Source organism: Hahella sp. KA22 (assembly GCF_004135205.1).
Lineage (GTDB): Bacteria > Pseudomonadota > Gammaproteobacteria > Pseudomonadales > Oleiphilaceae > Hahella.
This window is the reverse complement of record NZ_CP035490.1, coordinates 6,876,339-6,890,143: the sequence shown is the minus strand read 5'-3', so window position 1 is coordinate 6,890,143 and position 13,805 is coordinate 6,876,339. Positions and strand designations below refer to the sequence as shown.

Here is a 13,805-nt window from a genome sequence, read left to right as displayed (position 1 = left end):
AACGCCTGACGGAGCGGCTTTCGGCGGTGGGATTAGACTTTGCCCTGCGCCGAAAGTATGCTCTGGCCCACATTGGCGCGACCAAGAAGGAAACAACACACACCATGACAAAATCAAGAATCGTCTCCTCCAGCCACCTGCTCAATGAGCGCAGCGTTGAGCTCAGCGAGTTTGAGTACGCATTGATAATGGCTGAAAACACATTCCAACGCTGGTTGGTGCACTGCATGTCCGCGGCAGGCAATAAAGAGCTCAGCACCATCGATATCCTGGTGCTGCATAACGTGTATCACCGCGAGCGTCCCAAGCGCATCGCCGACATCTGTTTCATTCTGCATATCGACGACACTCACACTGTGTCTTACTCCCTGCGCAAGCTGGCGAAAATGGGTCTGGTGACCAGTGAGAAAGTCGGCAAGGAAACCTTTTACTCCGCCACGGAAAGCGGCGCGGAACTCTGCCTAAAGTACCGGGAAGTGCGTAATGACTGTCTGGTGGACACGCTGCTCACCACCGGCATCAGCAATGAAGAAATCGGCGAAGTCGCACGAGTATTGCGCACCCTGACCGGCGTCTACGATCAGGCCGCCAGAGCCGCCGCCTCGCTATAACGCCAGGGGTGAATCGCGAACTGCGACAAAGCGGTCGTTTTCATCCTGGGTCTTTGGGTATGATGCCGGACTGGCAGTTACAATCGGAGAAGGATGATTCAGATGAAGTGCGTCGCCATCAGCGATACCCATGGCATGTATGACAAAATCGACATTCCTGACGGGGATGTGCTGATTCATGCAGGAGATATATTCGGGCAGGGCAAATTAAGAGAAGTCTCGGCGTTTAACGCCTTTCTCGGCGCTTTGCCTCATCGGGTGAAAATCGTCATTGCAGGTAATCATGACTGGTGTTTCGCGCGGGAAGAAGAAGCCTGCCGCGCCCTGTTGACCAATGCAGTGTATTTGCAGGACGAGGCGGTCACCATCGATGGCGTCAAGTTTTACGGCTCTCCCTGGCAACCCTTTTTCCACAACTGGGCGTTTAACTTGCAGCGGGGGCGGGAACTGAAAGCCAAGTGGGATCTGATAGACGCAGACACGGATGTGTTGATTACCCACGGCCCGGCCTTCGGCGTTCATGATCAGACCGTCGGCGGCCTGAGCGTGGGCTGCGAGGAACTGGCCCACGCCATCACGCGCATTCGCCCCCGCTTCCACGTGTGCGGACACATCCATGAAAGCTATGGCGTTGTTGAAAAAGGCGGCTGTACCTATATCAACGCCAGCATCGCCAACCACCGCTTTCAACCGGAAAACGCGCCGGTGGTCTTCGAGGTTTGATGTCAGTTACTTCTTGGCGCTATGCGAGGCCGGATTTTGGCCTTCAGCTCTTGATATATAGGAATATTTACACCTTCTTTTACTTCAAGAGTTACGGCGATCCCGTAAGGAATCTTTTCATCAAGGGAATTAGTCGCATCAGCTTTACACAATACTTGGAGGCGAATGTTCTCGCCATCGTGATATTCTTTCGTAACTTCCTCACCTTCTAAAACTTCATGTTGTACAGTGCCTCGTTGTACTTGGTTATGGTCCGTATCTTGACGCGATACTGCTAAAGGAACTCCTGACCAGTTTGTCCTTCCGGGGGATAGCTCTAACTTGGCTTCCCTCAAGTTACGGTGATTAGTATTAATCGGCGAAAACCAAGCAAGAGTCACGATCAGCCTTCTCCAGTCCTTTCTGTTCGCCATAGAAGGGGGAAGTGGGAAACTATATTCATGTATCTCTTTCTCTCCTATTTCGCCGCAACCAATTACAGTGCCTCTTTGCTCCGTGCAAGAGAGAACTCGTAAAATATCTACTGTGCCATAACCAATGTAGCGAGAAATAATTTCTTTAATTTTCCTGGAATTTGACTTTGTTTTATAAGCTTTTAAAAGTGATGACTTAGATACCTTGTCATGGCAGGCACCATGAACTAATAAAGCTTTTATTAAGACAGATATAAGATCTTCCTTAATTTGATTGTCATAATCGCTTTTCAAGCTTTGAATCACCTCATATAAAAGAGTGCCTCCTCGAGTAGCTAAGGCTGTTGAATTACTTGTGCCACAGGTATAGAGATATCTTGATGTCTCACCAATAGTGCTGCTATCCCAGGCTACCTTTTGTCCTGGTGCTTTTTGAGTAGGGGGAATTGATAGCTTTCCATGATACGAGCTCATATATAATTGCCTACCGCCCGGAAATAACACATCTGGTTTGATAGATCGTCTAAACCCGTGGCCTAATCTCGAAGCTGGGCTAACTATAATTGTGTCTGGGAAAAGGTCTATCCGCCCAGAAGGCTCATACTCACCAGAGTAGTCAAAATGTAGAGCTCCAACAGTAAGAGCATTTATCGATTCTGCTGGTGATAGTAAGCGTCTCTCTGAAAGCTGTGTTTCTATTGCTTTAAGCGTGGCTAGTTGCTTTTTTTCTGTTGTAAGCTTATTGAAGCTTTCGATGTCAATTGGAATATCACCAACAAAATTTCCAGCGCTAATACAAAATAAAATCCGATATTTCCAAGCCAGCCAGTCAAATAGTCTTGCCAACGGACTTGGTGTGTGTGTAAACGGTCGTGAAAGGTCCCCAATAGAAAAGTTTATAATTTTTATGTCCGGAGATATAGGAGGTTCATTGTTGATCCCCTCTATCATTCTACGTACCGCAATATGGATTTTATCTTCGATAAATATATCTTCAGGAACGTACTCGCTTCTCCTGTCAGGGGTGGGTTGCATTATTGGGTGTAAAAGAACTTTTCGCTGTAGCTGTTCTGAAGAAGGCTGATCTAGTTCACCATAGATAACCAACGATGCGATGGAGGTGCCATGCTTTCTTTCTCCTGGTTGATAGAGTGCCTGTAAGTTATCAGGGTCATCAAGGAGTAAGTTTTCTGATAGGGCCTCATGCTTGAGGTTAGGTACACCATCTATAATGGCTGAAATAGGAGGTAAGTTGCACTTTGATTTAGATATGCTCCCATGTATGCCCTCGGCACTTTCAACAGAGGCAAGCTGTTGTCCTGTAGGGCGAAAGTACATTATTCCTGCAAAAATAAATAACTCTATATCCACCTGTTTGTCTGGGCTGTTTGTTTCTTCTAGTAGTTTTTTTATCTGATTGGCTGGAACTTCTGCTTTTAGAGCGTGAAAGTAAATTTCAGGGATATCTATAGGTGGAGCTATTAGGCCTCCGCCAATTTTTTTTAAAAGAGAAGAAATAATTCTTTCGTTTAAACGTCTGCGATCTTGATTTTTCCTATAAAACAACTCTATTTGGAAACTAACTTTTTGCTCAGGAAATATTATGTCGAGATATTGCTCCCATCTTTCCAGCATGCCTGTTTCACTTAAGGTTTCCTCTATACCCCATCTACGTAGATTGATTATGCGGCTAAAAACGTCCCGCCATTTTGTTTGGCCTATTGGTAAGGTGCCTCTTGATTGCCAAGTTGTCCATAACGATAAGAGACGGTTTAGAGCTGCTTCATTTACTAATGACAAAAATAAACGACGCGGAACCATCCTAGCGGTCTTCTTCTTATTCTTGTCGAGAATATAGAAGTCTTCGTCTGGCTCTATATCGTCAAGGTCCCATTCACCTAACCACTCAAGACCGGCCGCTTCAATAGCCTGCTTAAAATCTTCTATTTTTCCTGCAATTTCAATTACTAACACTGCCTCTGGCTCAAGGCCTGAGACAACGTTACTCATCGATGCCTTGTAAAGGCTGAAATCGTTCCGGATCTGTGTAAATTGAGAGGTAAGTCTTTGGACTTGTTTTTGGTGAGGAGGAAAGGACGGCTGGGTTATTGGGAACCCGTTACCTTTTGGAGGCTTAATATTCTTAGCCTTTGGAAAAACAAGTAACGGGAGATTGCCTGCCATATTCTATCTTCCTTGTTTTGCTTCGACTACGTAGTTGTAGGGGCCAACCTTTTTTTCCATTGTTCGAGCCAGACATTTGTAATGCTCTTTGCATTACCTACTTTATTTTCTAGCACAGCACGCCTGACTATGCCAAGGCAAAACTCTTCCACATCCGAAAAATTTGAGCCTAGTAGACTCTTGGCTAATGTCGATGGTGCGTAGCCAAGGTTTACATTAGTCCTATCACAAATTGAGCCAATAAACTGAGCTAACTGGTCCCGAGTTGGAGTTGGGAGTTCTATGCGTAGTTGAAACCGTCTCCAAACAGCACGGTCGAGTAACTCTGGATGATTGCTGGCTGCAATTACAACAACATAATCTGGTAATGCGTCCATTTGTAGAAGCAATGAGCTGACTACTCTCTTAATCTCGCCTGTTTCATGTGTATCACCTCTCTCTTTTCCCAAAGTTTCAAACTCATCAAAAAAAAGTACACATCGTTGTGTTCGGACATAGTCTAGAACTTGTTTTAAGCGATTTGATGTCTCCCCTAGATAACTTCCGACTAGTGTCTCATACCGCACAACAAAAAGCGGGTACATTAGCTCACATGCAACAGCCTCAGCTAACGTTGTCTTGCCGTTGCCGGGAGGGCCGGCCAGTAGGATACGGTTTCTAGCAGACAAATTATGAGCATGTAATAACTCGGCTCTATGCTGCTCTTCAATGAGCTCTTTGAGCTGAGTATATATATTATTAGGTAAAACTATGCTTGAGAGTTCTCTTTCAGGAGGAAGCTCATAAACTAGGTCCTTTGGGAAGCCATTTGCAGTATTTGAACGCATTGCTGGTGTACGTGAGCTGTGAAATACATCTGGTTGTAGGGACTTTGAGAGCCTATCAGCGAGCAAGCGGTGTCCTTTTGAGCGCTCCTCTTTTATTAACTCTTCCGCTGTCTTGCGAAAGCCTATTTGATCATTGTTAGTAGCTGTTTTGAGAAGTCTCACTAAAAGATCAGCCTGCGCCATGAGCTTCTCCAAGTCTGTTGATGAGTGAATTCATCTTATTTGACCAATAGCGGCGTTCGTATGTGAAAATTTGGAGCTTGTACAAAATTCGACCTCTCATACTCCAGTAAAAATTTTATGCTTATGAAGCGACCGTTTTCGGCACAGTTAAGTCATAGAATAACCATGCATAGAAAGTCTTACGATAAACATGTCATCGTTGGCAAAACTTTCTTCTGAGGGGAGGCCCATCTCCACCTCATTTTATTGAATTTATTGGTGTTTGTATGGCACCACTTGTCAATCCCCCAGATCCCGCAATAGCGCATCCAGGGTAGCGCGGCCGCGCGCCTGATTGCGCTCTTCGTTGCGCTGGCCCAGGCCTTCCCATACTAGGTCTTCCTGGGGCATTTCGTCGAGGAAGCGACTGGGGATAGTCTCTATTTTTTCGCCGAACTGCTTGCGCTCGGAGCAGAAGGTCAGACACAACGTGCGTTGAGCGCGGGTGATGCCCACATACATCAGGCGGCGCTCTTCCTCGATCTGGTTGGTCTCGATACTGTTGCGGTGAGGCAGGATGTCCTCCTCCAGTCCCATGATGAAAACATGAGGGAACTCCAGACCTTTGGAGGCGTGCAGAGTCAGCAGGTGGACCTTATCTTCGTCCTCTTCTTCTTTCTGCTGATCCATGATATCCCGCAACAGCAGTTTGCCAATGGCGTCTTTCAGCGTCATCTGCTCGTCCGCCGCGGCGTCGTACTCCAGCATGCGCGCCACCTGATCCAGCAGAATCCACACGTTGGCCATGCGTCGCTCCGCCTGTTGCGGCGAGGTGCTGTTCTGCAGCAGCCATTCTTCATAATCGATGCGGGTGAAAAGCTGCTTCAGCACAGGGACGGCGTCGTGTTCCTCTTCGCACTTCTGCCCAGTGTGCAGGATGATCTCCGAGAACTCGCGCAGGTGATCCAGTGTCTTGCCGGTCAGCACGCTTTCCAAGCCAAACTCGGAGATGGCGGAAAACAGACTGATCTTGCGGGATTCCGCATAAGCAGACAGTTTTTCCAGGGTCACTGGGCCAATTTCCCGCCGCGGTACGTTGACCACCCGCAGGAAAGCGGCGTCGTCATCCGGGTTGGCCAGCAGACGCAGATAAGACATGGCGTCCTTGATTTCGTTGCGGGAGAAAAAGGACGTGCCGCCGCTGATGCGATAGGGAATCTGGTATGCCTGCAGCTTGAGTTCCAGCAGGCGGGACTGGTGATTGCCCCGGTACAGCACAGAGAAGTCCTTGTACTGAGCCCGCTTTTTCAGGCGCATATCAATGATTTCTGAGGCGATGCGCTCCGCTTCCGCTTCTTCGTTACGCACCCGGATGATGCGGATTTCGTCCCCCATGCCCAACTGACTCCACAGGGCTTTTTCGTAAACGTGGGGATTATTGGCGATGAGGACGTTGGCGGCTTTCAAGATACGCGCGGTAGAGCGGTAGTTCTGTTCCAGTTTGACCAGTTTCAGAGTAGGAAAGTCCTTCTGCAGGCGCGCCAGGTTTTCCGGCCGGGCGCCGCGCCAGGCGTAAATGGACTGGTCGTCGTCGCCTACCACCGTGAAGGCCTGCCGCCCCGCCACCAGTTGCTGCACCAGCTCGTATTGGCTGAGGTTGGTGTCCTGATATTCGTCCACCAGCAGATAGCGGATGCGCAGGCGCCACGCGGCCAATATTTCCGGGTGGTTGCGGAACAGCATCACTGGCATCAGGATGAGGTCGTCGAAGTCCACCGCATTGTAGGCGCGCAGATAATGGTCGTAACGTTCGTACAGGCGCGCGGCGGTGAGATCTTCGGCGGTGATCGCCTGCTTGATCGCCTGCGCCGGCGTCAACATGTCGTTTTTCCAGTTGGAGAAGTGCGCCTGCAACTGGTCCACATCCTCTTCCGCCTCCTCGAACTCTTTGAACAGCAAGTCTTTGATAATGGCCTTACAGTCCTGCTGATCGAAAATGGAGAAGCCGGGCTTCAGTCCCACGGCTTTATGTTCCAGGCGAATAATGTTCATTCCCAGGTTGTGGAAGGTTGAGACCGTCAACCCTCTGGCGGCGGGCCCCGAGACCAGCGCGCTGACCCGCTCTTTCATTTCCCGCGCGGCTTTGTTGGTGAATGTCACCGCTGCAATATGCTTGGCTTTAACGCCGCATTCTTCAATCAGATAGGCGATTTTTCGTGTAATTACGCTGGTTTTACCGCTGCCAGCGCCGGCGAGCACCAGTAGGGGGCCGTCGATGTATTTAACGGCTTCACGTTGACGGGGATTGAGTTGCGACACGGTTTGCTCATGGCTGGAAAAAACTGGGCGGCATTTTATCAGACATTCACCGCTCGGTTGATAACGAATGCTTATAACGGGGAAGCGCGCCCGCACAATAATTTCCGAGGCTGACAGGAAAAATTAACGAAAATGGTCTAAATGTTAAGTGTTGTCTCTGAAATTCTAACAATCTATATAAGCTGCAATAACGCCATGGCTAAATTGCCGTAGAAGATGGCGTTAGATGCAAACGTTAACCGCCGCCATGAATAGGTTCTGTCACCACACTGCGTAAAATTGCGGTCGAGGGGATTTATTGCATGAGCGAGCATGTCGGACAATCTCTTATGAATCCGGATCAATCTGGCGTTCGGGCTGTCTCCTGCACTGAAGACAATGTGGATGTGCTGGCGGTGGTGAAGTCGCATTGCGACTTTCTCTGGCTGCAACACCTGACCGCCGCTGAGTCGGATATTCAACTGCACTGGTGCAACAGCATCCCCATGGCCATGGATATATTGCGTAAACGCAAGTTTGATATGGTGCTGTGGGAGGAAAACCAGTTTGACGGCGACAAGGACAGTTTTCTGCGCATTCTTTCCCACCATGCCGACGCCCCGGTGGTGGCGTTGGGCCCCTTCGCCGAGGAGCGGCACGCCCGAGGCCTGATTCTCGCAGGCGCTGCGGATTACCTGTGCAAGTCCTCCCTGAATGCGCCCTTGCTGGTGCGGGCCCTGCGCAGGGCCTGGTATCGCGAGCTGTTCCGTCTGGATTTTGAGATGCGGGAGCAACTGGACAGTCTGACCGGCATCCTGGACCGCGCCCGGTTTTATGATCGCCTGCATCAGGCGATTCTGCGCGCGGAACGGGTCAAGCATCGGGTGGGCCTGATCTTCGTGAATGTGGATGAGTTTCGTACGGTGAATCAGTCCCTGGGGTATCGGGCGGGGGACATTCTGATCAAGATGATGGCGGCGCGCCTGCGGCAGGTGTTGCGGCGCTCGGATTGTCTGGCCAGGGTAGGAGGCGACGAGTTCGCCGTGATCCTTGAGGATGGTCAGGAAAGTTTCAGCCTGATCAATGTAGCCAAGAAAATGGCCAACGTGTTCGAGCAGGCCTTTGTGGTGAATCAGCACCCGGTGAATTTGACCGCTTCCATGGGTATGGCGGTATTCCCGGAGTCCGGCGACAGCGCCGACTTGCTGTTGCGTCGCGCCAATCAGGCGATGTTCGACGCCAAGAAAGAACATGGCGTCAGCTACCGCTTCTTTAATGACCGCATGAACCGGGAACTGGATATGCGTCTGGAGCTGGAAACTGAATTCCGTCAGGCGCTGCGGGGCGATAAGCTGGATCTCTATTATCAGCCCAAGATCGATGTGCGCAGTGGCGAAGTGGTGGGCATGGAAGCGCTGGTGCGTTGGCCTCACCCGCGCCTGGGTGTATTGACCCCGGCGGCCTTTATCGCCGCCGCGGAGCGCAGCAGTCTGATTATTCCCATGGGGTACTGGGTGCTGGAGCGCGCCTGCCGGGATCTCAACATGTTGCAGACCATGGGGTACGACGATCTGGTGTGTGCGGTGAACCTGTCATTTCGCCAGTTCTTCGACCGGCGTTTATCGGAAACAGTCTTTCGCATCATCTATAACGCCAATATCGACACTACCAAGTTCGAGTTTGAGCTGACTGAGTCCGCCATGATGTTTGATCGGGATTACACGCTCAAATGCCTGAAAGAATTGACTCATCTGGGCTTACACTTCGCGCTGGATGACTTCGGAACGGGATATTCCTCGTTTACCAACTTGCGCAACCTGCCTATTTCCACCGTGAAGATAGATAAGTCCTTTATCGAAAACGTCTGCACGATCGCCGAAGACGCCACCCTCGTCAGTGGCATGATCTCGCTGGCGCATAGCCTCTCCATGACCGTTGTCGCTGAAGGCGTAGAGAAGCCTGAGCAGTTGGAATTTCTGCGCCAGCACAATTGCGATCAGGCTCAAGGCTATTGGTTCGCGCGACCACTGCCTTTCCATGAATTCTGCGATTTTATGCAAGTGGCTGGCGACCTGCGCCGCCTGCGCAAGCAGTAATGAGTAAAGGCTGGTCTGTCCAAACCGCATTCCCCCTGTCTGTTTTGGCTCTTCTTGTTTGAGGCCTGATCTATATAATGGGACGCCCGGAATATAAGACCGTCGGCCCTTTCCCCTGTGTCGAAGGCGTCGCCCAAGGCCTGTTGTCACCGCAACGGCCATTGATTGATAAGGAATTTCTTGAGTAAAAGGACGGGGCTGCGCAAGACTTCGACACCGACAGACAATGGGGGAGTGAGCTGGCGAAATTCAGCAGATATTATGCAAAGAACTGAGTAAACAGGTTTTTAATGGAAAAGATTTATCGCGTTATCGCCCAAGAACTCAACGCCAAAACCGAGCAGGTTGCGGCGGCCGTCACGCTGCTAGATGAAGGGGCCACCGTTCCATTTATCTCCCGCTATCGTAAGGAAGTTACTGGTGGTCTTGATGACACCCAGATGCGTCATCTGGAAGATCGCTTACGCTACCTGCGTGAAATGGAAGATCGGCGGCAGACCATCCTGAGCAGCATTGAGGAACAGGGCAAACTCTCCGACGAGTTGCGCGCGCAAATCATCGATGCGGACACCAAGAACCGCCTGGAGGATTTGTATCTCCCATATAAACCGAAGCGCCGCACCAAGGCGCAGATCGCCAAGGAGGCAGGATTGGAGCCTCTGGCGGAGCAGTTGCTGGCTGATCCTTCTCTGGTTCCTGAAACTCTGGCGGAAGGCTTTATCGATGCGGACAAAGGCGTCGCCGACGTTAAAGCCGCGTTGGAAGGCGCACGTTACATCCTGATGGAGCGCTTTGCGGAAGACGCCGAATTGATCGGTCGCCTGCGTGAACACCTTTGGGGGCAGGGCGTACTGAAAGTGGCCGTCGTAGAGGGCAAAGAACAGGACGGCGCTAAATTCCGCGATTACTTTGAACACCAGGAGCCGCTGAAAGGCGTTCCCTCCCATCGCGCGCTGGCGGTGTTCCGGGGCCGCAATGAAGGCGTTCTGAGCTTTCAGATCGTGCTGCCGGACGAGCCTGAATCGCGACTGGAGCCGCACCCCTGTGAAAACATCGTCGCCGCCCACTGGCGCATCAGTGACAAAGGCCGCGCCGCCGCCGGCTGGTTAAAAGACGTGGTGCGCTGGACTTGGCGCGTCAAGCTGCTGACGCAGCTGGAGACAGACCTGATGGGCAGAATTCGCGAGCGTGCGGAAGAAGAGGCCATCAACGTATTCGGCAGTAACCTCAAGGATCTGCTGCTGGCGGCGCCGGCGGGCGCCAAGGCCACCATGGGGTTGGACCCCGGTCTGCGAACAGGCGTTAAAGTGGCGGTGATCGACGCCACCGGTAAGTTTGTTGATCACGCGACCATATATCCTCATGCGCCGAAAAATCAGTGGTCGCAATCCATCGCGCAACTGGCGGCCCTGTGCGCCAAGCACAAAGTGGAACTGGTCAGTATCGGCAATGGCACGGCTTCCAGAGAAACCGACAAGCTGGTTGCTGACTTGATCAAGCAGTTCCCGCAACTGAAGCTGACCAAAATTATGGTCAATGAGTCCGGCGCTTCGATTTATTCCGCCTCCGAATACGCCGCGAAAGAATTCCCCGATTTGGACGTTACCATCCGTGGCGCGGTGTCGATCGCGCGCCGCTTGCAGGACCCGCTGGCCGAACTGGTGAAAATCGATCCAAAATCCATTGGCGTGGGCCAATATCAGCATGACGTCAGCCAGACGCAGCTGGCGCGGACGCTGGATGCGGTGGTGGAGGACTGTGTTAACGCGGTGGGCGTGGACGTGAATACCGCTTCTGCGCCGCTGTTGGCGCGAGTGGCGGGTCTGAATCAGACCCTGGCGGGCAATATTGTGGCCTATCGCGACGCCAAGGGCGCGTTTCTGAATCGCCAGCAACTGCTGAAAGTGCCCCGTTTGGGAGACAAGACCTACGAGCAGGCAGCCGGTTTTCTGCGCATCATGAACGGCGACAACCCGCTGGACGCCTCGGCGGTGCACCCGGAAGCCTATGTGGTGGTAAATAAAATCGCAGAAAAAAACGCCCGGGACTTGCGATCCCTGGTTGGCGACACCACATTCTTACGCAGCCTGAAAGCGAATGACTATGTGGATGAACATTTTGGCGTTCCCACTGTCAAAGATATTCTGGCCGAGCTGGATAAGCCGGGGCGCGATCCGCGCCCTGAATTCAAGTTCGCGCAATACCAGGAAGGCGTTGAAGACATTAAGGACCTTAAGCCCGGTATGGTGCTGGAAGGCGCTGTCACCAACGTGACCAATTTCGGCGCTTTTGTGGATATCGGCGTGCATCAGGATGGCCTGGTGCATATCTCCGCACTGTCGCACAAGTTTATCAAAGACCCCAGGGAAGTGGTCAAAGCGGGCGACATAGTGAAGGTGAAGGTGATTGAAGTGGACGCGGCGCGTAAGCGTATCGCTTTAACCATGCGTCTGGACGACGAAGTGCAAAGCGGCGCCAACGCAGGCGCTCGCGACGCCGGAAGGCAGCCTCAAAAACAAAAGAGGAATGCCGGTAACGAAACCGCTGCCGGAGGCATGGGCTCGTTTGGCGCCTTGTTGTTGAAAGCGCAGAAGCAGCAACCAGGAAAGAAAGGCTAGTATTTTAATATAACTGCCGTGATTCCAGGGACGGTCGCATCTGCGGAGATTTTTGCGCGCTCTCTGCGGATTCCGCCGGGAGCGGCGCGGCGGCGAAGGCGGGGAGAGTGTTCTCTCCTCCAATATTAGTTCCTGGAGCAAGGAATCGTGCATGAGTGAGAAGTTAGCGGCGCGACTGGAAAAGTTGAGACGTCGTCACCCCCAAGCGCTGGCGGATATCTATCGCGGTATAGAAAAGGAAGGTCTGCGCGTCGACAGCAAGGGTTTCATCGCCCAGTCCGACCATCCGCAGGCGTTGGGCTCCGCGTTGACCCACCCGAGTATCACCACGGATTATTCCGAAGCGTTGCTGGAGTTGATCACTCCAGTGACCCGCGAGGTGGATGAACTGCTGACCTCTCTGCAGGAAATACATCAGTTCGTACATGCTAATCTGCCTGAAGGCGAATCCTTGTGGGCGGGCAGTATGCCCAGCCTTCTGGATGGGGATGAAAGCATCCGTATTGCGGAATACGGCGAATCCAATCTGGGCAAGATCAAGCACGTCTACCGACGTGGACTGGCCTATCGCTACGGCCGCATTATGCAGAGCATCGCCGGCGTGCATTTCAATTTCTCTCTGGGAGATGATTTCTGGCGCGCTTACCAAGAGGTGTTAGCGCAAAGCGCACCGCTGCAGGAGTTCAAATCAGAGAGCTATTTCTCATTGATTCGCAATTTCCGCCGCTGGTCCTGGCTGTTAATGTACCTGTTCGGAGCCTCTCCGGCGTTGGACCGCAGTTTCCTGAGCGGCCGCGATCATAAGCTCGATCAATTCGGAACGGATACCTTGGGTTTGCCTCATGCGACCTCTTTGCGGATGAGCGATCTGGGGTATCAGAATAATGCGCAGTCGTCGCTGAAGATCTGTTTTAATCACCTCAACACTTACGTCAAAACCCTGTATGACGCCACCCACACGCCGTTCCCCCGTTACGAGGCGATTGGCTTGCAGCGGGATGGCGAATACATTCAGCTTAACGCCAACCTGTTACAGATCGAGAACGAGTATTACAACACTATCCGGCCCAAGCGCGTGGCTCAGAGCGGTGAGAAACCGATTCAAGCGCTCAAGCGTCGCGGGATCGAATATATAGAAGTGCGCTGTCTTGATCTGGACCCGTTCTCGCCTATCGGCGTGAGCGAGTCGCAAATCCGCTTCCTGGACGCTTTCCTGTTAACCTGTCTGCTATCTGACAGCGCCAAGATCGTGGATGAAGAGTGCTCGATCATTGAAGAAAACTTCCTGACCACGGTTTCCCGTGGGCGCGACACGGACGTTGAACTGGTGCGTTTGCAGCAGAATGATTACATTCAGGGCGGCCTCCAGGAATGGGCGTTGCGTATTCTGGAGCAGGTTGAGTTATGCGCCAGAGAGCTGGACGCCATCAAAGGCGGCGATAGCTACGCCGCGGCCATACGGGACGCCAGGGCGAAAGTGAATGACCCCAGCCTGACGCCATCTGCGCGTACTTATGCGGCGGTATCCAACGGTCAGAGCTACGTTGACTGGACCTTGGCGATGTCGCAGGCGCATCATCAGACATTGACTGCAAATCCGTTGACTCCAGAGCGTATGCAGCACTATGTTCGCGCTGGCGAGCAATCCTGGGCTGATGAAAGAGCGCTGCGGGAAGCGGACAATCTGCCTTTCGACGCCTATTTGAAACAGTATCTGACGTACGTCTAACTATCTCTGATCTGCTTTAAGCATGCCGGGATCGTGAAGGTCCCGGCTTGATTGATCTCTCCATGCCCCGTGCTTCCTGCTTACCCTCGCTGACATTGTCCGACCAGATATCGCGTCAACCAGCGCACAATTCCGCGCCATTCA

The 13,805-nt window shown here is 52.0% G+C and carries 8 protein-coding genes; 5 read left to right on the top strand and 3 right to left on the bottom strand.

Annotated features, from left to right (window positions below):
- The first annotated feature begins 104 nt into the window (after window positions 1-104).
- On the top strand, window positions 105-611 hold the full coding sequence (locus EUZ85_RS30660) for a winged helix DNA-binding protein (RefSeq protein WP_011400127.1): 507 nt from the start codon (window positions 105-107) through the stop codon (window positions 609-611).
- 93 nt (window positions 612-704) lie between these two features.
- Complete coding sequence (locus EUZ85_RS30655; protein ID WP_241566902.1) at window positions 705-1,334, top strand: metallophosphatase domain-containing protein; 630 nt, start codon at window positions 705-707, stop codon at window positions 1,332-1,334.
- 2 nt (window positions 1,335-1,336) lie between these two features.
- On the opposite strand, the gene EUZ85_RS30650 is transcribed toward EUZ85_RS30655, so the two are convergent.
- The 3 genes from EUZ85_RS30650 to rep form a co-directional block, all read right to left on the bottom strand.
- A complete protein-coding gene (locus EUZ85_RS30650) occupies window positions 1,337-3,931 on the bottom strand; it encodes a S8 family peptidase (protein ID WP_127973867.1) in 2,595 nt (864 codons plus the stop codon).
- 26 nt (window positions 3,932-3,957) lie between these two features.
- Window positions 3,958-4,941, bottom strand: coding sequence for an ATP-binding protein (locus EUZ85_RS30645; protein WP_127973866.1), 984 nt, complete (start codon window positions 4,939-4,941; stop codon window positions 3,958-3,960).
- A 279-nt stretch (window positions 4,942-5,220) separates the two neighbouring features.
- Complete coding sequence (gene rep / locus EUZ85_RS30640; RefSeq protein WP_127973865.1) at window positions 5,221-7,239, bottom strand: DNA helicase Rep; 2,019 nt, start codon at window positions 7,237-7,239, stop codon at window positions 5,221-5,223.
- A 302-nt stretch (window positions 7,240-7,541) separates the two neighbouring features.
- On the opposite strand from rep, the gene EUZ85_RS30635 reads away from it, so the two are divergent.
- From EUZ85_RS30635 to gshA, 3 genes are all read left to right on the top strand, one after another.
- Window positions 7,542-9,314, top strand: a complete 1,773-nt coding sequence (locus EUZ85_RS30635; RefSeq protein ID WP_127973864.1) for a bifunctional diguanylate cyclase/phosphodiesterase — start codon at window positions 7,542-7,544, stop codon at window positions 9,312-9,314.
- 290 nt (window positions 9,315-9,604) lie between these two features.
- On the top strand, window positions 9,605-11,932 hold the full coding sequence (locus EUZ85_RS30630) for a Tex family protein (protein ID WP_127973863.1): 2,328 nt from the start codon (window positions 9,605-9,607) through the stop codon (window positions 11,930-11,932).
- Between the two features lie 151 nt (window positions 11,933-12,083).
- Complete coding sequence (gene gshA, locus EUZ85_RS30625; protein WP_127973862.1) at window positions 12,084-13,661, top strand: glutamate--cysteine ligase; 1,578 nt, start codon at window positions 12,084-12,086, stop codon at window positions 13,659-13,661.
- The last annotated feature ends 144 nt before the right edge of the window (window positions 13,662-13,805 follow it).

What these genes read in the sequence shown, in the direction of transcription:
- EUZ85_RS30660 (WP_011400127.1), top strand. Translation starts at nt 105, where the DNA reads ATGACAAAATCAAGAATCGTCTCCTCCAGCCACCTGCTCAATGAGCGC.
- EUZ85_RS30630 (WP_127973863.1), top strand. Translation starts at nt 9,605, where the DNA reads ATGGAAAAGATTTATCGCGTTATCGCCCAAGAACTCAACGCCAAAACC.
- EUZ85_RS30655 (WP_241566902.1), top strand. Translation starts at nt 705, where the DNA reads ATGATTCAGATGAAGTGCGTCGCCATCAGCGATACCCATGGCATGTAT.
- EUZ85_RS30635 (WP_127973864.1), top strand. Translation starts at nt 7,542, where the DNA reads ATGAGCGAGCATGTCGGACAATCTCTTATGAATCCGGATCAATCTGGC.
- gshA (WP_127973862.1), top strand. Translation starts at nt 12,084, where the DNA reads ATGAGTGAGAAGTTAGCGGCGCGACTGGAAAAGTTGAGACGTCGTCAC.
- EUZ85_RS30650 (WP_127973867.1), bottom strand. Translation starts at nt 3,931, where the DNA reads ATGGCAGGCAATCTCCCGTTACTTGTTTTTCCAAAGGCTAAGAATATT.
- EUZ85_RS30645 (WP_127973866.1), bottom strand. Translation starts at nt 4,941, where the DNA reads ATGGCGCAGGCTGATCTTTTAGTGAGACTTCTCAAAACAGCTACTAAC.